The 25871-nt window shown below is 49.7% G+C and carries 19 protein-coding genes and 4 pseudogenes; 11 read left to right on the top strand and 12 right to left on the bottom strand.

Annotated features, from left to right (window positions below):
- Nucleotides 1-17 precede the first annotated feature (17 nt).
- The 4 genes from Q0775_RS13270 to Q0775_RS13255 are packed head-to-tail and all read right to left on the bottom strand — an operon-like array spanning nucleotide 18 to nucleotide 4219.
- Nucleotides 18-503 (bottom strand): hypothetical protein, encoded by a 486-nt coding sequence (locus Q0775_RS13270; RefSeq protein ID WP_298861587.1) that lies wholly within the window; start codon nucleotides 501-503, stop codon nucleotides 18-20.
- A complete protein-coding gene (locus Q0775_RS13265) occupies nucleotides 493-2655 on the bottom strand; it encodes an MMPL family transporter (protein ID WP_298861584.1) in 2163 nt (720 codons plus the stop codon). Before Q0775_RS13265 ends, Q0775_RS13270 begins: the two co-directional genes overlap by 11 nt.
- Before the next feature lie 2 nt (nucleotides 2656-2657).
- Nucleotides 2658-3155, bottom strand: coding sequence for an isoprenylcysteine carboxylmethyltransferase family protein (locus tag Q0775_RS13260; RefSeq protein ID WP_298861579.1), 498 nt, complete (start codon nucleotides 3153-3155; stop codon nucleotides 2658-2660).
- On the bottom strand, nucleotides 3155-4219 hold the full coding sequence (locus Q0775_RS13255; protein ID WP_298861576.1) for a type III polyketide synthase: 1065 nt from the start codon (nucleotides 4217-4219) through the stop codon (nucleotides 3155-3157). The genes Q0775_RS13260 and Q0775_RS13255 overlap by 1 nt, the downstream gene beginning before the upstream one ends.
- Nucleotides 4220-4634: 415 nt before the next feature.
- On the opposite strand from Q0775_RS13255, the gene Q0775_RS13250 reads away from it, so the two are divergent.
- The 8 genes from Q0775_RS13250 (at nucleotide 4635) to Q0775_RS13215 (ending at nucleotide 12312) form a co-directional block, all read left to right on the top strand.
- Nucleotides 4635-5843, top strand: a complete 1209-nt coding sequence (locus tag Q0775_RS13250) for a site-specific integrase (protein ID WP_298861573.1) — start codon at nucleotides 4635-4637, stop codon at nucleotides 5841-5843.
- Nucleotides 5840-6682, top strand: coding sequence for a hypothetical protein (locus tag Q0775_RS13245; protein WP_298861570.1), 843 nt, complete (start codon nucleotides 5840-5842; stop codon nucleotides 6680-6682). Before Q0775_RS13250 ends, Q0775_RS13245 begins: the two co-directional genes overlap by 4 nt.
- A gap of 195 nt (nucleotides 6683-6877) precedes the next feature.
- Nucleotides 6878-7051 (top strand): AlpA family phage regulatory protein, encoded by a 174-nt coding sequence (locus Q0775_RS13240; RefSeq protein WP_298861567.1) that lies wholly within the window; start codon nucleotides 6878-6880, stop codon nucleotides 7049-7051.
- 369 nt (nucleotides 7052-7420) lie between these two features.
- Nucleotides 7421-8128 carry a DUF1376 domain-containing protein gene (locus Q0775_RS13235; RefSeq protein ID WP_298861564.1) on the top strand — a complete coding sequence of 236 codons (708 nt, stop codon included), beginning with the start codon at nucleotides 7421-7423 and terminating at the stop codon, nucleotides 8126-8128.
- A 481-nt stretch (nucleotides 8129-8609) separates the two neighbouring features.
- Nucleotides 8610-9317, top strand: coding sequence for a hypothetical protein (locus Q0775_RS13230; protein WP_298861562.1), 708 nt, complete (start codon nucleotides 8610-8612; stop codon nucleotides 9315-9317).
- 196 nt (nucleotides 9318-9513) lie between these two features.
- The gene (locus Q0775_RS13225) at nucleotides 9514-10119 is read left to right on the top strand and encodes a hypothetical protein (protein ID WP_298861559.1); all 606 of its coding nucleotides are present in this window, start codon (nucleotides 9514-9516) and stop codon (nucleotides 10117-10119) included.
- A gap of 11 nt (nucleotides 10120-10130) precedes the next feature.
- A complete protein-coding gene (locus Q0775_RS13220) occupies nucleotides 10131-10922 on the top strand; it encodes a terminase small subunit (protein ID WP_298861556.1) in 792 nt (263 codons plus the stop codon).
- Between the two features lie 1054 nt (nucleotides 10923-11976).
- Nucleotides 11977-12312 (top strand): hypothetical protein, encoded by a 336-nt coding sequence (locus Q0775_RS13215; RefSeq protein WP_298861553.1) that lies wholly within the window; start codon nucleotides 11977-11979, stop codon nucleotides 12310-12312.
- Between the two features lie 52 nt (nucleotides 12313-12364).
- Here Q0775_RS13215 and Q0775_RS13210 read toward each other — a convergent pair.
- Nucleotides 12365-13122, bottom strand: a protein-coding gene (locus Q0775_RS13210; RefSeq protein WP_298861550.1) for an IS5 family transposase whose coding sequence is annotated in 2 segments (ribosomal slippage) — nucleotides 12365-12801 and nucleotides 12801-13122 — 759 coding nt in all. Because the reading frame shifts where the segments join, the coding sequence is not laid out codon by codon here.
- A gap of 901 nt (nucleotides 13123-14023) precedes the next feature.
- Nucleotides 14024-15153, bottom strand: a pseudogene (locus Q0775_RS13205) (IS3 family transposase).
- Nucleotides 15154-15446: 293 nt separating this feature from the next.
- Between Q0775_RS13205 and Q0775_RS13200 the strand changes: the two are divergent.
- The gene (locus tag Q0775_RS13200; RefSeq protein ID WP_298861547.1) at nucleotides 15447-15662 is read left to right on the top strand and encodes a hypothetical protein; all 216 of its coding nucleotides are present in this window, start codon (nucleotides 15447-15449) and stop codon (nucleotides 15660-15662) included.
- A 183-nt stretch (nucleotides 15663-15845) separates the two neighbouring features.
- Here the strand turns inward: Q0775_RS13200 and Q0775_RS13195 are convergent.
- From Q0775_RS13195 to Q0775_RS13170, 6 genes and pseudogenes are all read right to left on the bottom strand, one after another.
- Nucleotides 15846-16003, bottom strand: a pseudogene (locus Q0775_RS13195) (transposase); the annotation flags it as partial.
- Between the two features lie 34 nt (nucleotides 16004-16037).
- Nucleotides 16038-17125, bottom strand: a protein-coding gene (locus tag Q0775_RS13190; protein ID WP_298861820.1) for an IS3 family transposase whose coding sequence is annotated in 2 segments (ribosomal slippage) — nucleotides 16038-16864 and nucleotides 16864-17125 — 1089 coding nt in all. Because the reading frame shifts where the segments join, the coding sequence is not laid out codon by codon here.
- A gap of 71 nt (nucleotides 17126-17196) precedes the next feature.
- Nucleotides 17197-17802, bottom strand: a pseudogene (locus Q0775_RS13185) (IS5/IS1182 family transposase); the annotation flags it as partial.
- Between the two features lie 116 nt (nucleotides 17803-17918).
- Nucleotides 17919-18674: a hypothetical protein gene (locus Q0775_RS13180; protein WP_298861544.1), complete on the bottom strand. Its 756-nt coding sequence runs from the start codon at nucleotides 18672-18674 to the stop codon at nucleotides 17919-17921.
- Nucleotides 18675-18728: 54 nt separating this feature from the next.
- Nucleotides 18729-21341: a hypothetical protein gene (locus tag Q0775_RS13175; RefSeq protein WP_298861541.1), complete on the bottom strand. Its 2613-nt coding sequence runs from the start codon at nucleotides 21339-21341 to the stop codon at nucleotides 18729-18731.
- A 1126-nt stretch (nucleotides 21342-22467) separates the two neighbouring features.
- A pseudogene (locus Q0775_RS13170) lies at nucleotides 22468-23055 on the bottom strand (transposase); the annotation flags it as partial.
- A gap of 212 nt (nucleotides 23056-23267) precedes the next feature.
- On the opposite strand from Q0775_RS13170, the gene Q0775_RS13165 reads away from it, so the two are divergent.
- Nucleotides 23268-24512, top strand: a complete 1245-nt coding sequence (locus Q0775_RS13165; RefSeq protein ID WP_298861538.1) for a calcium-binding protein — start codon at nucleotides 23268-23270, stop codon at nucleotides 24510-24512.
- A gap of 108 nt (nucleotides 24513-24620) precedes the next feature.
- Nucleotides 24621-25378, top strand: a protein-coding gene (locus Q0775_RS13160) for an IS5 family transposase (RefSeq protein WP_298861535.1) whose coding sequence is annotated in 2 segments (ribosomal slippage) — nucleotides 24621-24942 and nucleotides 24942-25378 — 759 coding nt in all. Because the reading frame shifts where the segments join, the coding sequence is not laid out codon by codon here.
- The last annotated feature ends 493 nt before the right edge of the window (nucleotides 25379-25871 follow it).

Raw genomic sequence — 25871 nt, 5'->3', positions numbered from 1 at the left:
CTGACCCAAAATCGCGCTTATTGCTCGAACGAAATGTCCGACAACATAATGTCCGGGCTTTTTCGGTCGGTGGACCGTAAGCGCAGCGTGCCATCTGACACGCGCCATTCGACATTTTGCGCAACATCGCGGCCTGTTTCGGGATCTTTTGCACTAAAGGTAAAGGCGACAATCCCCTCTTTCTGAATACCCGTTATGCGGACGCTGCCAATTCCGTCAGGATTTGACCACCGCCCCACGATTTTTTCAGAAGTATCTGATCCCTGTAGCATGCCAGACATATTCAATCGACGCCCAGGCACAACACACTGCCCTGCCAAAGTCAGCGTGCCGCTGGCGTAATCATATGTGTTTCGTATTTGACACCTCACCGTCTCTTTCTGGCCTTGCACCGTTTCTTTGGCCCAGCCTGCACCGCGCCACGTGCCGTCCATGTCAGCCAGCGGGGTCGCAGCAACGGCCCCTGCCGTTAGAACTATTATCATCGCAGATCTAAGCAACATAATCTTTGAATCCTTTCCTTGTGAGCAACGCAGGCAGCAAAAGCAAATCTACTAAGAGAGCGGCCCAGAGTGTGACAATCATCATACCACCAAACAGGCGGATCGGCGTGAAGCCACTGGCCAGCGTCACACAAAGCCCGAAGGTGAGCAGTAGCGTCGTCAACACCATTACCTGCCCCGCAGTCTTGGCTGCAACACCGACAGCTTCGTGCGGCGTATTACCAGCCTCCAGCGCCGCTGAGTACCGGCTCAGAAAATGAACTGTGTCATCAATCGCAATTCCAAACGCAATTGTCAGAGCAAGAACCGCAGTCGGGCTAAGCTGCCCTTGCGCCCACATGTGCAAAGATGCACCAGTCAGCATAAGCGGCAGAATATTCGGCACCAGAAGTATCGGAATGAGCCTTACAGACCGGAACGCCACCGCCACCAAAAACGTCCCCCCAAGAGCAGCGGCAATCAAACCAAACGAGAGTTGATTTATCAAGCTGATCGCTTCGTATCGCATTACAGTCGGCAGACCGATGATGCGCTCTGCACCCGCTGAAATGGCTGTATCATGAAGTGCATCAAATGCCTCTAGCGTTCGCTCATTTCGCATAGGTTCAGGGACCGAGACAAAAACGCGGGACGTGCCAGCGCGCGTACGCAACTGCGCGACCAAAGCTTGCGGTAGCGTGTCAAGTTCTTCTGGGGTTGGCGGCATATCCGGGTGGCCCAACCACCGCGCAAACCCAACTTCGGAAAGTACCGACGCTGATCCACTCGCTGCTTCCAGTTGCTCGACCAAGTCATGGGTCTGTTGCCAATCGCCATCTGTTTCCACAATCATCTGGAACACGCCGCCAAACTCTTTTGCAATTGCGTCATTAGTGGCGAGCGTTGCGCTGTTATCTGGTAAGTTCTGGTAGAGGGGGAACCATGATTGTGTCTGGCTGAACCCCCAGACCGAAACGATCAGCATTACAGCAGACGATAGGATTGTGACGCGTGGAAACGACACACCAAGGGCAGTCAACCGTAATGACGCAGTACTCGTAAACTGTGGCAGTGGATTTGCGGAAAGCCGTAGCATCCGCCCCAATAGGGCGAAGGTCACGATAACCAATATGAATGACAGCATCGTGCCAAGAGCGCCCAAAACACCGAACTCAAACAACTGTGCGTTTCCAGTGAGTGTGACACTCGCAAAAGCCACAGCAGTCGTTAGAGCAGTTAACGCGCACGCAGGTCCGACCTTTTCTACCGCCGAACGAACCGTGCCGCCATGTTTGACATGCCCCGCCAGATGCACACCATCAGCAACACCAAGCACCAAAAGCAGGATCGGGATCACATTGCTTAAAACCGTGATCGGGTAACCCAGCCATACGGAAAGCGCCAATGCACCCGCCGCACCAATAAGCGCCGGAATAACGGCCAGAATTGCCATCCGCAAATCGCGCAACAATGCAAATGCCGCCAAGATTACGATCAATGCACCCCAGAGGTTGAGCGCTATCAGATCCCCTTTCAGGCCTAGAACAATCTCGGCGCTGATCACATCCTCGCCTGTAAGCTGCGCCTCCATTGCTGCGGGTAACGCACGTTCCAGCTCGGATGAAAGGTTTGCAATTGCATTAGCGATAGTTGTTTGTTCCGTATCTATCGAAACTGTTATCAACATCGCGGTTAATTCGGTGTTCAAAAACACAGGAAGGCCGGTTTTCAGATTGCGAAAGGCGGCAACGTCCACCGGAAAATCTGCCGTGATTTCCTGATTAAACAAAGGTCTTCCAGAAGGAGCACCTTCTTCGGGCGGCCATCGTAACACAAACGGCGATGCTATCGCAGTCACCCCGTCCAAAAACTCTAAATCTAGCGAGAAATCACGTAAGGCAGTCAAATCATCAACGTCCATCGGCGTTTCTGAGGTTACATGGATCAAGATAGTGCTGAGTGTAACTGCCTGCTCTTGCTCATAAGCGCGTTGCGCAACCGATAGCGCGGACTCAGACAGGAATACGCGATGAATATTATCGTCAAAACTGACTTTTGGCAGGCTAAGCCCGATCAATACCACCACTGCAATCAGAAAGAGCGTTGCAATTTTCGGAAACTTGCAGGCCGCAACTCCGATGCGGTGCGCCCCGAAACCGATCCCAGAAAACAAGATTACTGTGCCCGCAGCGGCGCAAGCGCTTTGTGCTCAACGCCGATCCGAACCCACAACATTGCAGCATTCAACACCGTAAACACCACTGCTACCCACCAAAGGCCTAGTACCATAGGGGCGACAACAATCTCCGCTACCACCAGCATATAATTGGGGTGCGAGACGTATTTGAACGGACCGCGCACAACCAGCGGCTCTTCAAGGATAATGATACGGGTTGTCCATCGGCTGCCAAGACTGCCAAGAACCCAAACCCGCATCACTTGGAGAACTCCGAAAATGGCAAGCCAGCCGTAAGCTACCTTTTCATCAAAGCCAAAAATCACCAAGCAGGCAATCCACGTACTGTGCATGGCGACCATCACAGGATAATGATTGGCCCCGACTTCATACGCGCCTCTCGCCATTAGCTTTGCAGTGTTGCGTTTTGCGATCACCAATTCACTAAGGCGTTGAACGATAATAAATCCGAGGAAAAGAATTGTTGCTGTTTCCATTACGCGACCTGACTGCTGACATAAAAGGGTAAGAACGACGCCGTAAATCCCGGCCCAAGAGCACAAGACATCATTTGCCCTGTACTGCCAGCGTCAAGCACCGCTTTCATAACAAACATTACAGTAGGTGCCGACATATTCCCCGCGTTCCGCAGGGTTTCTCGCTCTGCGTCCAATGATCCTTGCTCCAGATGCAATGCGCCCTCAATGGCCTCAACAACCTTGGCGCCGCCCGGATGACAAACGTAACGGTCAATATGGGCATGATCCAATTTTGCAGCTTTCAACGCGCCAGCCGCAGCATCCGCAAATTCCTGCGTCACAAACGCTGGAATCGAGCGGTCAAAGACGACTCCAAAACCCTTCTCGTCAACATCCCACCCCATAATATCAAGAGTATCTGGCCACATCTTTTGATAGCCTTGGCCAAGCGCAACGCACTTGCCGTTTGATGGCACATCTGTACTCACACATGCCGCAGCGGCACCGTCGCCAAACAGAACTGTCGCGATAATATCTGCCTTTTGCAAACGATCCGCGCGGAAAGACAGGGAGCAGGCCTCGACAATAACGAGCAGCACTTTCTGATTTGGCCGTCCTGCCGCAACCGCTTGGGCCGTGGAAAGGCCTGAAACGCCCCCTGCACAGCCCAAACCAAACACAGGTACACGCATAATATCTTCACGAAATCCCATTTCGGAAAAAACCTGCGCTTCAAGTGAAGGCGTAGCGATCCCTGTAGATGTAACGGTCACAACGCAATCCACGTCGGACGATTTCCAGCCAGCGTCATCAAGCGCCGCACTAGCTGCCGTTACGAAAAGTTTCTTTGCACCCTCAATGAATGCCTCGTTCCGGTCCTTCCATCCATGATCTGCCGAGAACCAATCAATGGGAACCACCGAATAGCGCTTCTCAATTCCAGCCGTATCAAAGGTCTTGGAGAGCCGGTCAAACTGGGGGTATTTACCACCAAAAATCACACCAGCACGCTCCCTCACTTCGGCTTGCGTTAGGCAATGGGACGGTAACGCAGTGGATAGTCCGTGAAGATAGACTGACATTTCAAACCCTAACTTTTTTAAGGTCTGATCACGCCGCGTTCAGTCCTGCATACTTCTACCGACAACCGGCATACAGCTAAACCCGCGAAGCGCCGATACGTTCCGTCTGCTTCGGTTAATGAATTGAAACTCAAGCAGCAATGTCGGACTTGAATTTGAATTCCTAGCGAGCCCACCTAGCGCCGCCTCTCGGACGAGCAAGATACCAGATAACTGATTTACTCGGTGCAATGGGTGCTGGTCTGTTTGGTAAAAATTGGTGCGGTCGGAGAGCACCAAGTACCTGTACCACTCGGTATCGCCCCGTATCGGAAAGTCCATCATCATCATATTTTACTGGTGTTCTAAGTCCTAACGTGTTCCACAATGCTCCGTACCACACCATATGTAGTGGGGGGGCTGCAAAGGGGGCCGTATGGCGAGGGAATTGAATAAGCTGACGGCGCTGACCGTAAAGAGCGCACCGGCCGGTATGTACGGAGACGGTGGCAGTCTTTGGTTGATCAAGTCTGACGAGAAGTACGGCAAGTGGATCCTGCGCGTGCATGTCTACGGCAGACGCCGCGAAATGGGCCTTGGGACATATCCCCGCGTTTCGCTCAAAGATGCACGCGCCGAGGCAGAGAAGTGGCGCAGAGTTGCACTGGACGGCAAAGACCCGATCAAACAGCGCGAGGCAGACCGCCGTGCAGCCCAACGCAACATGCACATCCTACGAGACGTGGCGGCAGACGCTTTTGAAAGCCACAAGACCAGCTTGAAGGGTGATGGAAAGGCAGGAAGGTGGATGAGTCCGCTTGAGTTGCACATCCTTCCCAAGCTGGGCGGTATGCCTGTGGCTGAAATTGACCAGATTGATATCAGAGACACCCTGCGCCCGATCTGGAAAGCAAAACCAGACACGGCGGTAAAGGCGTTAAACCGGCTGAACCTGTGTATCCGGCACGCGGGCGCGCTTGGCCTGCCCGTAGATCTACAGGCTACCGACAGAGCAAAGCTGTTGCTTGGCAGTCAGGACAAGAAGGTAAAGCACATCCCTTCCTTGCCGTGGCAAGACACGCCTGCGTTCTACCAAAGCCTCAATGAAAGCACGATTACCCAGCTTGCCCTACGGCTGTTGATCCTGACGGCAGTAAGAGCATCGCCCCTGCGCTTTGCACGGCTTGAGCAGTTTGACGTTGAGGGTGCTGTCTGGACGATCCCAGCAGACATGATGAAGGGCCAGCGCGGCAAGACAGACGATTTCATAGTGCCACTTTCTCCGGCCGCGCTGGGCGTGATTGAGCAAGCCAGACCCTTTGCGCGAGACGGGTTCCTGTTCCCCAGTATGCGCAAGGGTGTGATATCTGACGCCACAATGGGCGCATATATGTCGCGTGCGAAGCTGGAAGCGCGGCCACATGGGTTTCGTTCATCCTTCCGGACATGGGTTGAGGAAAAGACAGAGACCCCGCGTGTGATTGCCGAGGAGTGTTTAGCCCACTCGGTACGGGGCAAGGTGGAGAGCGCCTATAACCGCAGTCAGGTTGTTGAGAAGCGCCGTATTGTCATGGACCGCTGGGGCGCGTTTGTATCTGGACAGGAGCGCGCAAACATCCTTGATATCTGGAAGAGTGAAGCGTGAGCGGAAGGGTCTATGTGCCAGCCAAACAGGTACGCGGGTGGCTTCGTTCATTGTGCGGCCAGAACCTGACAGAACTGACCGGCATCATGCAACTGATGCGGATAGAGCTTCAACGAAGGAAAAATAGGGCGATTACCAATACCTCGCACCACGAATGCATAGATCAATCAGAAACCGACAGTGACCGACAGAACGCCGAAAATTTCTATCACCGCGCCTTTTGGCAGCTATCGCGCGACTGGTTCATGCACAGCAAAGCCAAAGGACCGTACTTTAATGGTCCTGACGGGGTAGTAATTGGAGATATCGGTATGCTCGACCCAGCGCCAGATAAGGGCGACGATTGGACGGGAGAGACATGCAGCCATGCCTTTGCACACATGAACGAGGACAACCTGACCTTTACGATGTCACAAGATCCAGCCAGTGAGGGACGAGGAATCCCCGCTGTAGGCGCAAGGCGGCGGAGATTACTGGGCGCTAAATGGTTGTGGCAAAGGGACGATCTGCCAGCGCTGGTAGATATGCTGAAATACGCCCACCTACCACCTAGCTACACCCCTGATCCAAAGATACTGGGGTTGGATGCGGATTTGACCGCAGAAGGCGCAGCAATCATGGCTAAAGCACACGCCGAGGGTCTGACAGGCAAGAACCTTGCCATGGCGGAGTTCTATGCGAGAAAGTATCCAAATGGCCGACCAAAGGATTTGAAAAAGATGAGCGTGCCGGCCTTTGTAGAGGAGTTCCGGCAGCACTGCCCAAGATACGATTCTGGCGTGGAGAGTTCTGTTCGCCGTCAACTAAACGACGTCTGGAAGACCGTAAAGCCAGCTTAAGACGCGCCTTTTCGAACTATTTTGGGATGTGCCTTTTTAGAGTAAAACACGCCATGAACACAGGCACTTCACTATTCCAGATCTGCGCATATTTGGGAAACACCCCAAAAACATCCCAAAACTTTATCTTGCATGAACAGATACTTGCCCCGACTAATGCCCCTAGAAACTAAGAAGTATCAAAGGGAGTTGACCATGAAGTATCTCAACCTGCGCGAACTGCGTACCAAGCTGGGCAATCGCGGCCGCACGACAATTTACCGTGACATTGAGAATGGCCGTTTGCCTAAGCCCATCAAGTTCGGCAACCGCCTGTACTGGGTCGAAGCAGACGTAGACCAAGCCATGTCCGCAGCACAGACCGTCTAAGCGTTGATCTGTATGTATTACGCAATAGACCTCAACAGAAGGTCCACTGCCTGCGGCGCTGGGCGTCAGATTGAAGGGCCACGTTTAGCCAAAAAGGAAGGCCCCCGCCCATAAAAGGGCGAGAGCCAATGTTGATGTCCAGTCAACGAACACCGCCTCACAAAGAGGGCGATAATCTCCGCTATTCATAGCAACTAACGCCCTCCTTTCCCATAGAAATCTGCGCATGAAACGCTCTTTTCCGACTTGTCTGGCCTTGGCCGGAGCAAAGGAGATATGCCTAATGGCACCTACATCAACGACAGGCCGATCAGACATCACAGGTGGGTTTAAAGTACCCATTGCCCCCTGCAAGACGGGCGGTGAAGTATGAGCAACCTTCCATACATGAAGCTGTGGATTGCCGACTTCATCGGTGACACGACAGATTTAGATGCGGCAGAGACAGGCGCTTACATCATGTTGCTTATGGCACAGTGGAAGCGGCAGGGAGACAGCCTTCCCAACGACCAACAGAAACTCAAGCGAATGGCGCGGTGCGGCCGAAACTGGCCGAAGGTTTGGCGTAGTTTGGAACGATATTTCGAGACAGACGAGGCAGGCATTTTCAATGCGAGACTACGCTTAGATGCACACTTGGGTGTCGCTAAAGTGAAAGTTAACTCGCGCAATGGTGCGCTCGGTGGCGCGGCTAAGGCATTGAAAGCAAACAATCAGGGTCTAGCGAACGCTACAGTTTTGCTACTACAACCACCACCAGAGCCAGAGTCAGAAAGACATTTGGCGGAAGAAGCTCTCATATTGTCGGCCGTTGCAGCAGGCTTTGATAAAGCACGCTTAGATGATCCAGCGAGGTTTGCAGCGGATACTCACTACATGGACCATAGGCTTGTTGTGAACGAACTGGGCCTTTCAGACAGGACAGTGCTGGACGTAATGAAAACGGTCAGATCAGGTAAAAAGGATGGGCCAGTAAGCAGCTTCAAATACTTCGAGCAGGCTTTGAGACGCAGAGCAGACAACGTCCTCAAGTTTGAAAACTTGGAGATGTTGGAGGCAGATTATGCAGCGGAATGATCAAAGCACGATTTCAAGCATCGAAGCATGGCACGCAATGAACGCGAGGCACGCGCACGAGCGGCTCGAACTGGTGCTGGCCTTACGGGATGCGAGATTGACCCAGACACAGGCAGCAGCCCGTCTTGGAACCACACTGGGCTGTCTCAACAACTACGTTCAGCGCAATGGAATCTGCTGGCCTGTGAAGCGGCGGGGGCGGAAGTCTCGGAGGGTGCAAGCGTGATGTTGAAATGCGAGACCCCCCAAAAAACAGTCCTCAGAGCGCCAAGGTGCAATCTTGCCACCGCATCTGCCAAGACGGGCAACCTTGCGCGTGCTGGCGAATTTTGCAGGAACAAACGACGATTTATCCGCGTCCGCAATGATTGCTATCCCCGAGGACCGCATGTTCACAGCAGATATCATGCGGCCTCAAGTGCATAGGCGTTTTGGCCCCTGCGAAAACAACATCTAAAAATTTGCGAAATAGGAGAGCATAATGACTCTTACGACTGAAAAAACAATCATCGACCTCGACCATGACGGCCTGTGTGAAAGTGGCAACTTTTACGACACCGTTGCCAGTGAGGAGCAAGTGACAAACGGACTGGCAATCAATCAAGCTGTTGTATTGCGCTATCCGGACGAAAGCACGGATAGCGGTTATCAGACGGAAAATGGCAACCGGATTGTGATTACCGAAAAAGCTAAAATACTCCAAGAGCAGCGACTTCAGGAGCGTATTGAAGAAGACTATAAAAATGAGCCGAAACCGCCTGAGCGCATTATAGATGCATTGCGAGTAGCTGCGGCTACTGTGGATAAAAGCGTAGGCGAGATGTATCCTCTGGCCAACGCTATGCTTGTTGTTCAGAGGCGAGATGAAGACTCTCTTAGTACGAACGGACAATTATATTGGATGGACGTAAGGGCAGATACGGTCATCGAAAGTATAGATACGTACCACGGGTTAAAATGGCTGGGCTCCTTTCAGATCGCGGATTGGATGCACGTATCGCCATGTCAGCTTATCGATGACATTGGAAATCTCCACGTTCATGACGAAAGTCACCGAGTGGCGAATGTATTTTTCTCCCAGACTGCGCATGGACATTACGATGTTTCATTTCTCGGTTGGACGCTCCTGATCCTCTACATACGGCCAAAAATGAAGCAAGGCACAGGCCAAATCATGGCCGAAGCATAACTTGACCTTCAGGCCTTCTTGGATGCTTACAACGCTGCAATGGAAGCGATGCACGGCTAGACGAGAGATTAATGTCAGCGGGGGTCGCCTACCGATCTCCGCTGACCAAGCACTGCAATCAGTAACCTTTTCCAGAAACTTATCGCCGGACTACAAAACGCGCCTTCACGCAACTCCCCCAAACGGCCGACACAAAATGAAAGCAAGACCGTTGGATCAAGACACAACTTACACCGCCCTCGACAAGCTACAACCATACTTCCCAATTTCACTTGAGCAGATCGCAGTCTTATTGGGCATGACAGACGAAAAGATACTGGCCCATGAGATAGACACTGTGTTTCGCCGCAATTGGTTAGCAGACGAAGTGAGCGCGAATTACTATACCCGCAGCAACGGTGAGCAGGATAAGGGGTTTCACCTGTCGCGCATCCAGACAGCTATGCTCATCGCGGATTTGAAGGTAGAGCGTTTTGCCAGCGGAGAGGTGCTGCACAGGCGGATTGCAAGCGTGCTGGACAAGTGGCCTGCAAGCCCGTCTCGCGCCGTAGCTGTAGGCCCCCAGATGATCCACGGCACAGAAGTTTCCAAACAGTTTGGAAAAAAACACGGCACCGTGCGAAAGGCTTTCAAAAAGGCGATAGAGGATCGAGGCCGACTGCCAAAAGATTATGAGCAGCCCTATAGCGCCCAAGGCCGGAGAACCCTTTACGAATATGTCATGCCATATGACGTAGCAAAGCCTGAACCACACCACGAAGCCCATACAATGCTGGGCAGCGCAGAACTGAACACCAAATGAAGGGCTGTCCCATGACCATTAATGCAAAGCAACCTCGTGGCCTGACACAGCTACAGCGTGCCTTCTGCCAGCAGTATATGATCACTGGCAACGCGACCGAGGCATATATCCGCGCTGGGTATGCGTGCGGGAAGCGCGAAACGGCGGCGTGCGAAGGGTCAAAACTACTGAGAAAACCCAAGATAGCGGCACATATCGCTGAACTCTCGCAAAAAGCAGAAGATGCCGCTGTTGAAGACACGGCGAAGATCCTCAACATGTGGCACGCGGCTGCGATGGTGGATCCCCGCGAGATAAGCGAAGTGCGGCGGGGCGCTTGCAGGTATTGTCACGGTCAGGACCACGCCTACCAGTGGCGCACGGCCGACGAGCTCGAGGACAAGCTGCGCGAGTATGAGAATAAGACGAAGCGCAGCAGGAAGGCGCTCCGGAAGCCCACAAACGAAAGCGGCTTTGGGTATCGGCGAAGCAACATACCTCACCCTTCCTGTCCAATCTGTGACGGCGAAGGTTTTGCCTATGCGTATTTCCACGACAGCAGAGGGTACTCGCAAGAGGCTGCAGTAGCGTATGATGGGGTGGCCCAGACCCAGCACGGCATAAAGGTTCACACCATTGGCCGTCTTGAAGCGGCAAAGTACCTAGCCACCCATTATAAGATGCTTAACGGCGACACAGGCGAAGTTGTCAAAGACGCCATGCAGGTTTTGATCGAAAGCATCCAGCAGCGCGGGTCCAAAGCGCCGCTAAATGGGCATGGTGACGCGCCAGTGGCGAAGCCAGATAAAACCTCCCGCATTTAGCAACAGCAGCGGGTATAGACACCTCGTCCGCTAAAGACCTGATGGGTCGGAGTTGGCAATACACAAACCACTCTGACTGAAACAAACAAACAGTCCTGTTCCAAACTCATTCAGTTGCTGAGCATTTTCCCCTAACGCTATACTGGACATCTGTGCACAACGCAGCTTTCGACGATTTAAGCTGGAAGCAGCCGTTTGCTGCGAAGGCCATCAATGTCCACTATGAGCCGTTAGCCCTCGATAAGCTTAAGTTTAGCCATCAATTCCGAGTTCAGTTTTGATCCGTTTGCCCCAAAATGGATCTCCCGGTGAACCGTTGGGCAGATCGCAGCGACGTATCGTGGGTCATCGGGACTACCGTCTGACAATCGCCTGGTGTGGTGAGCTTCCAGATATGGCTCGCCTGCCTTAATTAAAAACGGAGCCGGCTTAACCCTTCACTCTCAGCGTCCAGCGGCACGTGCTAGCATATGATCCCGTACAGCTTCGCTGCGATTTCGGAAAGGAGCTGGGTATAGGTCGGGCTACGGTCTACAAGTCGCTCAGCAGCATAGAAACCTAAGTGGTATAAATGTGAAACCCGCCTCCGTGTTTACAGTAGTGCGCTTTTTCGTATTGGGAGAAGGGCAGATTGCTGGGGACTAATTGCCCAGTTTAAGTCATTGCCAAATATAAGCCATGAAAAAAGGACGTAGAATACGCTTCCGCCCAACAAGGCTGCTGTGTGTCTTATCTGACTAGACTCGTGTTAACCTTGTTCTAAAACGGTTAACAAGGTATTAATGAATTGCGTCTCTGATCCTTGAGGACCGTACAATAAGTGCGAGTTGTTGGACTAGGTCATTTGATAAATTTAGTGGGTGACTGCTAGCACCACCTAGGATTGTAAAAGCATTAAAGTAGTTTTGAGATAATTTTGGACAAACAGATTTTAACAAGCAAAGCGTGATGGCGTCGATTGCTTTCAACGTAGGCTGTCAAGGCGGAACGAGTTGGCAATGGATCAACTTACAGACTTTGAAAGGTGGCATGTCGGGAAGCCACATCATAATCTATGATTAGCATATCCGCATGGAACGCCATTGAGAAATTTATAGCAGAGTTGATCCTAGAAGATGGCCGCTCAATTGGTATGGCTATTGGGGAAGCTGTTCGTAGATATCCTGAAGTTAGTTCAAGCGATCTAATCTTGGCAAGCATATCGGTTTGCTCAAGTGTTGATCAATTTGATGGTGTGACAACTTACGAAAACCTGCTTTCATCACAAATCCGCTACGAGACAATCGCAGCCTTAGCCGCCGATATTGCTGCCCTTCCGCCCAACAAGAGAGCTTGCTCCTGCCTCTTGAAGCACTGGATAGATACAGAGGACGGCATATTCTCGCTTTAACGGCAGTGGTGATTGAAGACTGACTTGGCGCTTAGGCTCCAGACTCATTGATTTATAACCAGAACAAGATGGTTGCTGCGAGGGCGATTGCGGACAGGAATACCTTTAAGCATCGGTCGTATCTGGTTGCGATACGTCGCCAGTCTTTCAGGCGGCCAAACATTATCTCGATGCGGTTGTGTCGTTTGTAGCGACGCTTGTCATATTTGACGGGCTTGTCGCGCGACTTTCGTCCCGGGATGCAGGGCGTTATTCCCTTATCTACAAGGGCTTCTCGGAACCAATCCGCGTCATATCCTCGGTCTCCCAATAACCAATCGGCAGCAGGAAGGCTTGCCACTAGAGCTCTGGCTCCAGTGTAATCGCTGACCTGGCCAGCGGTCACGAAGAACCGGATCGGCCGTCCAATCGTGTCAGTGACGGCGTGCAACTTCGTGTTCATACCACCTTTTGTACGCCCGATCAGCCTGCCACGCCCCCCTTTTTTAACCGCAGGCTTGAGGCCGTGCGGTGCGCTTTGAGATAGGTTGCATCGATAGAGATTGTTTGATTATCGGGTGTCTCCGCAGCCAGTCCGGTCATGATCCTCGCGAACACCCCCATGTCGCTCCACCGTTTCCAGCGGTTATAAAGCGTCTTAGGAGGCCCATACTCCTTGGGTGCATCACACCACCGCAACCCATTGCGATTGATGAAGATAATACCACTGAGCACGCGTCGATCATCGACGCGTGGCACACCATGGCTCTTCGGAAAATACGGCCGGAGCCGCACCATCTGAGCTTCGCTCAGCCAGTAAAGATTGCTCATTATGCCCCCAAAGCTTTGGGAACTTGAATCACGCCAGCCTGATGGTCTCAAGCGGATTAATGGGTCCAGAGCCTAGGGTCCACAGCAATCAGTACCAATCGGATTCTCTTTGTCTTGATAGCCCCCGTGCGCTGTAAATTTAAAAAATTTAAAATCAGACGTTGCCGAGTGGTCCAAGGCGCTCCCCTGATAAGACGCTAGGTGGGGATAAAAGGTGCTGGTTTGGTTATTTTGTCACTTGGTTCTGAGCCTATCGACACCACTACATCCGCCTCTACACGTTCATCACGGGTTTCACTTTTCATTGAGTTATAGGCTAAATGTAGTGATTAAAGTCGAAGGTGGCACGTAATCTGGAGCGAAAATGTGCCGATATTGATAAAATTTGGCGAAAATCCGCTACTCCGTGCTGAATTAATCTAGCGGTTAATCTTCTGTTAAGCCTCTGCGGAGCAAATGGTTTCAGATAACTTAATGGAGTGAGAAATATGCAAAGCGAACTCAAAAATCAGACCCTTGTTGCGGCTGAGTTAGCTAGACAATCCGGGTTTAGTGAAACCTATAATGCACTCCTAAGCATTGCTCGGCAAATAGGGTTGGCTGAAGGCAGAAAGAAGCCACTTCACGAGCATGATAACGTTGGAAGTGTTGACCTGGGGGAACCTCAGATGCCTTAACAATTCGTTAACCAATATTATGTTCCCTTCAGCTTGTGTAGTCTGAAGAGGGCGCTCTGTTATGGTATCATATTCTATTATATTTAAAGCGTTAGACAATCTTAGATCGTTTACGGAAGGCAAAAATGATCCGCGCCTGTTAAGGGAAGTCGAAGATGCAGAATGAAGTGGTCCTGCTTTTCAGGACAGTTTTACGGCTCAGCTAAGATGTAATCTGGTTGGTTTCATGCCGCCTTCTGGGATTGTTCTGTGTCAAAGAATGCGTCGTCAGGGGTTCGCTTGTCGAGAGCCGTGTGAGGGCGCTCGGCGTTATAGAAGCTGATCCAGTCTTTGATCACGCGTTTGGCTTAGAAGCCGTCCTGCAATTCATGCAGATAGACAGCCTCCTGCTTCAGTGACCGCCACAACCGTTCGATGAAGATGTTATCGAGATAACGACCTCGACCGTCCATTGAGATTTTGACATCAGCCTCGGTCAGAGTGGTGATCCATGCAGAACCCGTGAACTGCGACCCCTGGTCCGTGTTCATGATCTCTGGCTTGCCGTATTTGGCGATAGCCTCGTTCAATGCGTCGACACAAAAGCTGGCGTCCAGCGTGTTCGACAGCCGCCATGCCAGCACCTTGCGCGTCGCCCAATCCATGATCGCAACCAGATACAAGAACCCACGGCGCATTGGAATGTAGGTAATATCGCTACATCAAACATGGTTTGGGCGCGTGATCGGCAGCTTCCGCAACAAATATGGGTAAATGCGATGCTGTGGGTGCTTCTTGCTTGTGTTAGGACCTTTGTAGATGGCCTGCAGTCCCATGATGCCCATCAGACGACGCACACGGTGGCGGCCCGCATGGAACCCGTTTCTCGGCAAGTAGGCCGCGATCTGACGGCTTCCAAAGAATGGGTACTTCGTGAACACACGGTCGATTTCATGCATCAGTTTCAGCGTCTCCGCATTCACGCCAACTGGCGTGTAGTACAGCGACGATCGGCTGATCCTCAGTAACTTGCACTGTTTGGTCAGACTTAAATCCGTACGGTCTCGGTTGATCATTTGCTTGCGTTCGGTCGGGCTCATCGCTTTAGCCCTTGTGACAAAAAATCGTTCTCGACCGCCAGCTTCCCGATCTTGGCGTGCAGCTCTTTGACTTCAGCCTCGTTGTCCTCAGCCCGCCGGAACTTATCGGAAAATACCCCGGTCAGCCCATCAATCGCCTGCCGCTTCCACGTCGTCACCTGCGTTGGATGAACCTTGTGCTTGGCTGCAATCTCTTGCGCCGTCTTGTCACCACGCAGCGCTTCGAGCGCCACAGTAGCTTTGAACTTGTCTGAAAAACTGCGTCTCTTCGTCATTTCTGTATCCTGTCTTTAAGCTTGGATACATCTTAGCACGCTGTCCAGTTTTGCCGGACCACTTCAATTGATGATGTATTAGAGCGAGCACTTATTGCCGCCACGATAGCTGAAAGAGCTGGCTACGAGAGAACACGCACCGCATTTCTTGAAATCGTAAAGCAGTTGCAAAAAGAACGCGGTGACGTAAAGTCACCTATTGAAAGTAGAAATCTTGATAAAAACGCGTGTCTAAATTAATGTTCTCTTAACCGACTTTTACGCATCTTCAGGTTGAAACTGGAGTAGTGCCTATGAAAAATGCTATGTTTATCTTTGACGCCTTGTCCGATCTCGCCAAGTTCGCTGGAAAAAACGAGTTGCCTGAATTAGAACGCATAATCTGCGAAGCGCAACACGTCGCTCTGAATGAGATTACGCAAAAAGATGAGAAGTCGAATTATCGAGCTGTCATGGATGCTGTCTATCCGAAATCTAAAGATTTGAATCCAAGTGAAAATACAAAGTGAAAATCTCAATCAAAACCCTAGCAATGCGAAGAAGATCAAAATGATCCCAATTCTAACGCTTGAGACTTGCTACCTGTCGCTGCTGATAGTGCCGCAGCTGATCGGTTAGGACACTGGGCGTATGCTACTTTCTTTAAATAAATCGCAAAGTGTGCAAATCGTATGCATCCCTAGCCTCAGGACTCAAAACCAAAATATCACCGTTGCGGCGAGAGCGATGGCGGAGAGAAATACCCTGGGGCATCGTAATAACGGGTTGCCACGCGTCGCCAATCTTTCAAGCGTCCGAACATAATCTCGATCTGGTTGCGTTTTCTGTAACGGCGCTTGTCATATGGCAATCCCCCCATTTTTAATGGGGTCCAGCCGTAGAATTCATGCGGCTGCTTTCAGTTTCATAGCGGGTGTTATGCCGCCAATGCCCATGTTGGGTCGCTCGTTGTTGTAAGTCCAGAGCCATTTAATTGCTTGGTCCTGCGCCTCCTCGATGGTTTCAAAGATGTATTGGCTCAGCCATTCGCCGCGAACGGTGCGATTGTAACGCTCGGTGTAGGCATTCTGCTGGGGTTTGCCGGGCTGGATGTGTTCCAACCTGACGCCGTGCTTCTCAGCCCATTCCATCAACTTTCCTCTGATGTACTCGGGGCCATTATCAACGCGAATGGTGTTTGGTTTCCCGCGCCACTCGATGATCTGGTTTAAGCTTCGCACGACGCACTCCGCTGGCAACGAGAAGTCGACTTCGATACACAGACCTTCGCGATTGAAGTCATCAAGCACGTTTAATGTCCGGATCGATCGGCCGGCAGCAAGTTGATCCTCCCGAAAATCCATCGACCACGTGTCGTTTGGCAGGTCTGGGACCGCCAGCGGCTCTGGTTTTTCACGCTTCAGCCGCTTCTTGGGTTTGATCCGCAGGTTCAGCTCCAGTTCGCAGTAGATCCGGTAGACACGCTTGTGGTTCCAGCCATAGCCTTGGACGTTGCGCAGATACAAAAAGCACAAGCCAAAGCCCCAAGAGCGCTTGTTTGCCGTCAGACGTTCAAGCCAGTCCGCAATCTCTTCGTTCTCATCGCTCAGCACAGGGCTGTAGTGATAACACTTCTCACTGATTTGGAATGTGGGGCAGGCCAACGCAATGCTGACCCCATGCCGTGCGACCGCATTCATGGCCATCTCTCGTCGCAGAGACGGCCTTAGCGCTTTTTTCCTAAGGCTTCCTTCAGCAGATCATTTTGCATGCTCATCTCAGCATACATCTTCTTGAGACGCTGGTTCTGCTCGGCCATGTCTCTCATTTCAGTGATCAAAGATGCATCCATGCCACCAAATTTGGCACGCCACTTGTAAAAACTCGCGCTGCTCATCCCGTGTTCACGGCACAACTCAGAAACCGGCACACCGCCCTCCGCCTGCCTCAAGATGCCCATTATCTGTGCGTCGCTATATCGTGCTATCTTCATCAAAAATCTCTTCAGATATCTTGCCGAGAAAATTCCACTCTTGAACACCACAAATTTTAGGAGGGATTACCATATCTGACAGGCTTATCGCGTGACTTCCGTCCAGGGAAACATGGCGTTATCCCCATCTCTACAAGGACTTCTCGGAACCAATCGGGTAATAGTCCCGATCTCCCAATAGCCATTCAGCCGCTGGTAAATTGCTCGCAAGAGCCCTTGCTCCAATGTAATCACTAACATGATTGGCAGTCATAAAGAACCTGATCTGCTGAGCTATTGCATCAACTACGGCATGTAATTTGGTGTTCATGCCCCCTTTGCTCTGGCCTATCAGACGTTCACGCCCCCTCTTTTACCCGCAGGCTAGCAGCCGTGCGATCTGGTTTGATATAGGTAGCGTCAATCGAGATTGCCTTTTTGTCGGGAGCCTCAGCGGCCAGCCCCATCATGATCAGCGCGAACACCCCCATGTCACTTCATCTTTTCCAGCGGTTTTAGAGCGTCTTGTATGGGCCATATTCCTTGGGTGCACCACACTAGCATAAGCCATTACCATTGATGGAGATAATACCGTACAATACGCATGGATCGTCTACCCGTGGCACACCATGGCTCTTCGGAAATTACAGCCTAAGCCGCACCATCTTTTTTTTATTCAACAAATAAAGATTGTCCATAAAACCCCTTCAATTTGGAAGATTGAATCATACAGGCCAGACAGTCTCAAGTAGATTAATGGGTCCTTGACCTAGGAAGCAGGCGTCACTTTTCGAAACGTTGTTGCCTATCAACTTCAAATTTCACGGGTGTTTCTGTTATCAATTATCAATTCCTGCAAGTTATCAAATTTTTCATCTAAAATGAATCTTTCATCATCCACCAAATTAGCATCAAAAATAGATCCTGTGTCAACACGCAGGATCAATCGAATATTTCCAAAATCAGCACTGACATTAGTGTATGTTTGTTCGTTGTAGAGGCTAGCGCTTTCTTCCGACCACACGTAATCTTCAGGAAAATTTTCACCATGTGGAATAAAGTAGAAATTTGCACCCGTACGTAAGTTTTCTAGATTCCCACCGTTGCTGTTGCCAAGTCTCTCATAGTAATTAGCACGCAATACTTCTACATGACCGTCCTCTTCTTCTACATCAATACTAATATGGTCAATTTCATCCATTGAAAAAATTGGCGTGTTTGGATTTGAATTAAAATCATCTAACGGTGCGGTGCTATCGGATACGCCAGCGCTCGTTAAATTGAGTGTTAGAACGTTTGCATTCTGCTGAAACGAATTTATATTCGTCAATTCTTCAAAATACACTGTTTGTGAAGCCTCCTCAGCCGCTTGTACATCTGACGGCGTAGCCTCGACTTGCTCAACAGAGCCAGCGCCCGATAATTCGCCTGCATCAGCAATCTCAACGCTCACAAGGAGACTGGATGAAGAAGAAGCATTGAATTCATCATCAGGAGATTTCAATACTTGTGATTCTTCTTCCTCATCCAACCGCTCGTCATCTCCCAAACTATCAAAGAGCGTTGCCATGAGAACCCCGCAGCTACACAGAAGAAAAAGTGGTAAAATCATTTATAATTACCCTTATAAAAAAACTATAAAATCAGATAAGGTATCTAATGTAATCGGAACACCCAAATCCATTTCGGCTAATTCTAATTCTACCGAAAAGTAGGAAACCGACGATCCAAAGTTTGCAGTGACTTCTATTAAACTGGTAGTCCACGTTAGGGAGAGATCGACGCTTTCGCTTGTACCATAAATATGTATTAAGTCACCGTCGGTATAATCAAAATCGGAGATTCTATCTTGGCTGTCAAATATGCTAAACTCAAAGATGTCGCTTCCCGCACCACCAATTAGAAAGTCAGCTCCAGCTCCACCAAAAAGGTGGTCATCTCCATTACCACCTGAAATAGTTTCATCGTCGTTTGATCCCCAAATAGTATCATTTCCCTCGCCTCCACTGATTGTCAAACCTTCTCCATTAAGTTGATAACGTTCACTAGTAAGATCGATAATGTCGTTACCCGCTCCTGCATCTATTACCTCAATTCCTGAAAATCTGGCGACACCTGAAACCTCGCTATCGTTGTTTCTTATGCCAATCAAAGAGTGAAAGGCTGATAAATCATCATCAAGAAAGAATGCATCCTGTTGCTCTGAAAGAACCAGAGTATCATGATCATCACCCCCGTAAACAACGTCTGAGTATTGAACAAATCCTTGGATTGGAATGAACTGTTCAGTTCCAATATTATAGGCACCAAATCCATCTTCCCAGAATTTAAACTTGGTAGACATTCCAATTTCATCATTGCCATCACCTGCATATACAATATCTGCACCAGAACCCAACGTAACAATGTCAGCTCCGGCGCCGGAACGAAGCAGGTTGTTACCGTCGCTGGCAACTATAACATCGTTACCTTCACCTCCGTCTAAGGTGTTATTTCCAAATGTTCCTGCTAAGAAATCATCACCGCTTCCACCAAGAATTGAATCATCACCCCAACCGCCATACAGCGAGTCATCACCGGCGCCACCATCTATAGTGTCATCGCCAAATTGCCCATAGAGTCGATCATCTCCTGCATTGCCATAAATTAGATCATTCCCTGCGTCAGCTTCAATACGATCATTTAATGCGGTCCCGTTCAATCTATCGTTCGATGATGTAATATCCTGAATATTAATCATTGCGATGGACCAAGGATCCAAATTGAGATCAATAACGTTGGTATCTAGTACAAATCCGTCCAATTCACTAATTATCGGGTTAGAATTTATTTCTGTTCCAGTTTCTCCATCACCACTTAGATAAGTGACGTTTATAAAGGCCGATCCATCAAATGCAAAATCGGAAAGATCAATTTTAGGACTAGACTGCTCACCTGAACGCTCATTTACAAAAAGAACTAAGGTATCGGTGTTTGAAAAGCCATGAATATCAATTTCACCTTCCACTTCGAAATCAAACTTTGGAAATAGACCAATCAAATTCGTAGCCATCAGTCGAAATATTTCCCCCCCAAAAGTTAAGTCTTGCTCACTAGTATCGATTAGGACCCTCCTATCGATACTCTCGTTACCAAAAGTCGTGGGCCAAAAATTTGCGCCTTTTACGTTATGTTGAGCAAGTTCGAAAAAGGCTTCCAACGTTGAACCTGCATACTGTAATCCCGTATGATTGGTACCCTCACTTTCGCGGTCCTTCGAAATATTTCTCACACTCCATTCTGTAATGAATGTATCAATTTCTTCTAAACCGCTAGTATCCTCAAAAGTTTTTGGAATAGCTATCAATCCATGATTTCTTTCAGTATCTATACCAGCGAAACCCTTTCTAAAGTATAAGTGGTCGACAATGCCATCAAGTGCATTAAGAGCTATAGGGTTATCTCGAAATTGTGATGCGATATCTTGTGTCTGACCAACACCAGACCCTTGGCCAGGCAGCGTGTATTCTACTAGATCAGGAATATTTGCAAGATCTTGCCAGGGGAAATATGTATCAAAGTTGCTTCCATTTTTAGAAAGATAAACGATTGAATCCTCAACGGGGCTAAAAAATCCCGCAATATAAGATACTTGAGCAATTACTTCCAAATCAGGAAAGTGTTTTGCAAGATACTCGGTAACTTCCGCCGCTAAGTAACCATATTCTGAGGCTGTCATTCGGCCAGAACCCCAAAATTCATTGCCTAACTCAACCCTCGTTATCTCAACGTCATTTTCAACTGAAGTTGCCAAGAACTCCTCGATATAATCACCTAGTAGAATGAAGTACTGCGGATCAATCTTCCTACGATCACCATAGTTTCCCATAGCGATAGCTTGGCCAGCTGACTGTTCAAATGCAATGCTTGTTGGTAGAACAAGTTGAATACTAGCACCGATATCGCCTGCTGACTGAACAAAGGAATTCATATTCTCTCTTTGTGTGATGTCATTTTGCATTGACGAAAAATACTGTTCCGCCCAATTGATACCATCATACTCAACTTGAGAAAACATCGTCTCTGTAATGGATCCACCCGGATAACGAAGGTTTTCTGGTTGAAGACTTCCTAACAGATTGAGGAGTGGACCTACTTCGAGAAACTCCATATCGTATGACAGAACAAAATTTAGTCCAAATAAATCTGCTGAAATTTTATTTGCTGTGTATTCAACATTATCCGATATTATATACATTTAGGGCCTCCATTCCAAGTTACTATTGAATGGTCACAAATCAAATTTTAGTTTGGAATAAGGGAAGAATGTGAACTTTAGTTATGAATTAATTATACTTTTATTTTTAGTATTCCTAATTCTGGTTTAGTGTATTTTTTTGGCTGTTGCGTGTCCCGGCGCTATCCGGCCGCCTGTACGGATAGCATCCGGCCTCCCATACCGATTTGTCCCGGCCGGAGATTCCGGGGCATCCGACCACCTGCACGGGAGCATTGTCAAAGCGGCTGAGAAGTAATCTTTTATATGGCTGCTCTGGCGTTCATTTGAACGAGAGAGTAGCCCAATGAAGAGGTCGCTAATCCTTAAGATACGGGACGTTTTACAGCGTCGTGCAGAAGGATCTTCAGGAAACCGCGTTGCGCAAAGCCTGTCGGTAGGCCGCTCGACGATATCGGTGCATTTTTGGCGCACCAATAGCAAAGGCCTGAGCTGGCCTCTTCATGACGGCTTGTCTGATGCAAGGCCTCGAACAGCGGCCGTTTCCCTATAGTCCTTGATAAGCGCGCGGCAGCATTCCTCAACCGATTTGGGCCCAAGTGCCCGCAGAATTTCGGCGTAATCACTATGATACGGCTATTATTCCGGCCCCGCCCAACAAACCCTTAGACAAGGCCAAGTTTGAAGGCGTTGTTTTGCTGGCCGAGCGTTGGATTCTGGCCCGCTTGCGCAATCAGCGCATTTTTTGGTTTGCACGAAGTGTACGCCGCCATCCGCCCATTGTCGGGACAGTTCAATGGCAAGGTCAGTCGCCATCTTTGTGCCAGCTGTCGTGATCTGGTTGAAAGTCTAAACCGTTCTGCGCTGAAGGTGCTGCCAGTTGACCCATATGTTTACGCCTAATGAAAGCAGTGCCGGGCGGGCCCTATAGCGGCGATATTGGCCGTCACTATCAGTCAGTGCCACGCCAGTAGTTGAAGTAGAAGCTATGGGCGCGGATCACCGTTCGCACCGTTGAGGTGTATTTTGGGGAACAGCGCGTCGCGCCGCACGCCCTAACCTCCGGCAACCGCTAGCACTCCATACATCGTGATCAGATGCCTGCACATCACAAGTTCCAGATCGATTGGACGCCCAGGAACAATCATTCAGACTTGTCACGCTTAAGCCGCTTCTTGGGCTTGATGCACAAGTTTAGTTCCAGTTCGAAATTGACCCGATAGACGCGATTGTGGTTCCAGCCACGGCCCTACGAGTTGCACAGATACAACGAACACAAACCAACACACCAACTGTGCTTGTTCGTTGTCAGGCGTTTTAACCAATCCGCAATCGCCTTACTCTCGACGCACCATACTGGGCCTTAACGATAACACGCCTCACTCATCCGAAGCGTACGGCAGGTCAGCGCAATGCTGACCCCGCCTTGCACAATTGCGTTCATGACCACGTGTCGCCTCTGAGACGGCCTTAACGCTTTTCCCGAAGGATTCTTTCTGCAGATCGTTTTACATCCTTATCTCAGCATAAATCTTCTTCAAACGATGGTATTGTTCGGCCATGTTCTCATCTCAGCGTTCAAAGACTCATCCATGTCGTCAAACTTAGCCCACCAGTTGTAGAAGTTGGCACTGCTCATGCCATGCTCCCAGCGAAGCTCAGAGACCGGCGTACCGCCCTCCGCCTGTTTCAATTTGCCCATGATCAGCGCGTCGCTATATCGTGCCAACTTCATCGAAAATCTTCTCAGATTTCTTACCAGGAAAATACTCATTTTTGAACATACCCAATTTTTGGGTAATTACCGTGCAAATATTTTTTATATTAAGGGTAAGTTAATGTAGCGAGATCATTCACCTTAGTGAGTTGGTAATCAATTTCTACTATACCTCAAACTCGCGAGGATAGAACAGTAGTTGTCCTGTTTAGTATAAAGGATTGATTAATTTGACATTTTCAATTTTTGAATTGATCCAGTTTAGATTAGTCAGATTGGGAGATTTGGGCTTTTTCAACGGGACTAAGTATTTTCTAGCTTCTAGAGAAACTTATGATATGCGAAGCACCTTCGACGAGAGTGAACGAATTCAAATTTCATCTATTTCTGAAGTTTTAAAGGAAGAAAAGAACACTCCAAAATACGCTCTTAGATCGATAGAGATTTCGAAATCAGACCTTTCCAATGACGCAGCGCAAGCTACTCCCCTAACTGTTTCAATGGTGCTATCCTCAGCTCAAGTAGTGCAAAACGGCCTCCCCAACGTCGAAAATATTTCTTTAACAGAGAATGAACAATTAATTTCGTTTCAAAGTGCAAAATTCGATCAATCAATAATTGGAACGGACGGCAATGATTCGATCTGGGGTGGAAGCCGTGGTGACAGCATTGAAGGAGGTGGTGGCGCTGATCAGCTGTACGGAAAAGAGGGTGACGATTTTATCCATGGCAACGACGATGATGACACCTTGCGGGGAGGAAGTGGCAACGACACTATAATAGGTGGTAGGGATGACGACTTGGTCGAAGGGAACAGAGGCGATGACGAACTAACAGGGGGCAATGGTAGCGATACATTATTTGGAGGTGGCGGAAATGATCTGATCTTTGCGCAAGCTGGAGATGACGTCGTGATAGGTGGGGATGGCCTTGATTCTATCCATCTTGGCATCGGCAACGATGCTTATGATGGGACCGGATCAGGCAGTGATACGGTGAGAGGCTTGGCTGGGCATGATACGATCATAGGCGGTAGCGATGGTGATCTTCTGTTGGGGCACCGAGGTCACGATGTAATCGATGGTGCCGGTGGTGATGATACGATTCGAGCGGGTATCGCACATGATAGTGTTGCTGGCGGCGCGGGAAACGATCTACTGGATGCAGCAGCGGGTTGGGATACTTTGGACGGTGGTCAAGGTAATGATACGCTAATCGGAAGCTTGGGTAATGATCTGATGACGGGAGGGACCGGTGCTGATACCTTTGTTTTCACCGCGCGCAGTGGTTGGGACACCGTTACTGACTATGAAGCTGGTATCGATATATTGTCCATTAATTCGTCGATACAGAAATTTAGTCAGCTAGTCATTGCGCAAGATGGATCAGATGTTACAGTCTGGTATGGATCTGGTGGAATTATATTGGAAACCATTGACAAATCGAGTATCACGGAAGACGATTTCTTTTTCTAGCTCCCAGATAGAATAGTCAGTGTAGAGTATCTCTAGGCTCTGGACCCATTAATCCGCTTGAGACCATCAGGCCGGCGTGATTCAAGTTCCCAAAGCTTTGGGGGCATAATGAGCAATCTTTACTGGCTGAGCGAAGCTCAGATGGCCCGGCTCCGGCCGTATTTTCCGAAGAGCCATGGTGTGCCACGCGTCGAGGATCGACGCGTGCTCAGTGGTATTATCTTCATCAATCGCAATGGGTTGCGGTTGTGTGATGCACCCAAGGAGTATGGGCCTCCTAAGACGCTTTATAACCGCTGGAAACGGTGGAGCGACATGGGGGTGTTCGCGAGGATCATGACCGGACTGGCTGCGGAGACACCCGATAATCAAACAATCTCTATCGATGCAACCTATCTCAAAGCGCACCGCACGGCCTCAAGCCTGCGGTTAAAAAAGGGGGGCGTGGCAGGCTGATCGGGCGGACAAAAGGTGGTATGAACACGAAGTTGCACGCCGTCACTGACACGATTGGACGGCCGATCCGTTTCTTCATGACCGCTGGCCAAGTCAGCGATTACGCTGGAGCCAGAGCCCTAGTGGCAAGCCTACCTGCCGCCGACTGGTCATTGGGAGACCGAGGATATGACGCGGATTGGTTCCGGGAGGCCCTTGTAGATAAGGGAATAACGCCCTGCATCCCGGGACGAAAGTCGCGCGACAAGCCCGTCAAATATGACAAGCGTCGCTACAAACGACGCGACCGCATCGAAATAATGTTTGGCCGCCTGAAAGACTGGCGACGGATCGCAACCAGATACGACCGATGCCCAAAGGTATTCCTGTCCGCAATCGCCCTCGCAGCAACCATCTTGTTCTGGTTATAAATCAATGAGTCTGGAGCCTAATACAAAGGGTCGAAGGCCTTCATGGAAGCTGGGAAGCGACCCTTGGCGAGCGATACAGCACGTGCCGAGAATTCAGACTTATCTTCAAAGCAAAATACTTCGATGTACTGCATTAGCGGCACGTTAACTGAGCTTGCCTATCGAGCACGTCGCGCTGTGCATTGAAGTTGTCTTCAGACTCGGCTGGCGAGATGTTTCCAATTGGACCGAGCAGGCGCCTATTGTTGAAGTAATAGATCGATCCAAGCGTAGCCATTTCTAGATTCCAAATGAACAAAGTTCATCACTGGCGGTACAAAAACAAATGCAGCATACGTCAACACAGCAAATTGGATCATCTTTAAGCGACGTCTTCGTCTTTCTGAAATTGGCCAGTTAGTGTTGAGCGGTAAGCCTTCGTCAATCAATGGACTATGCTCCCTGTGTTAGGAAAGATCGAATACAGGAGAGCATCATAACCTGGACCATGTTT

Source organism: uncultured Sulfitobacter sp. (assembly GCF_947499945.1).
In the GTDB taxonomy this organism is placed as follows: Bacteria; Pseudomonadota; Alphaproteobacteria; order Rhodobacterales; family Rhodobacteraceae; genus Sulfitobacter.
This window is presented reverse-complemented; position numbering and strand designations above follow the sequence as displayed.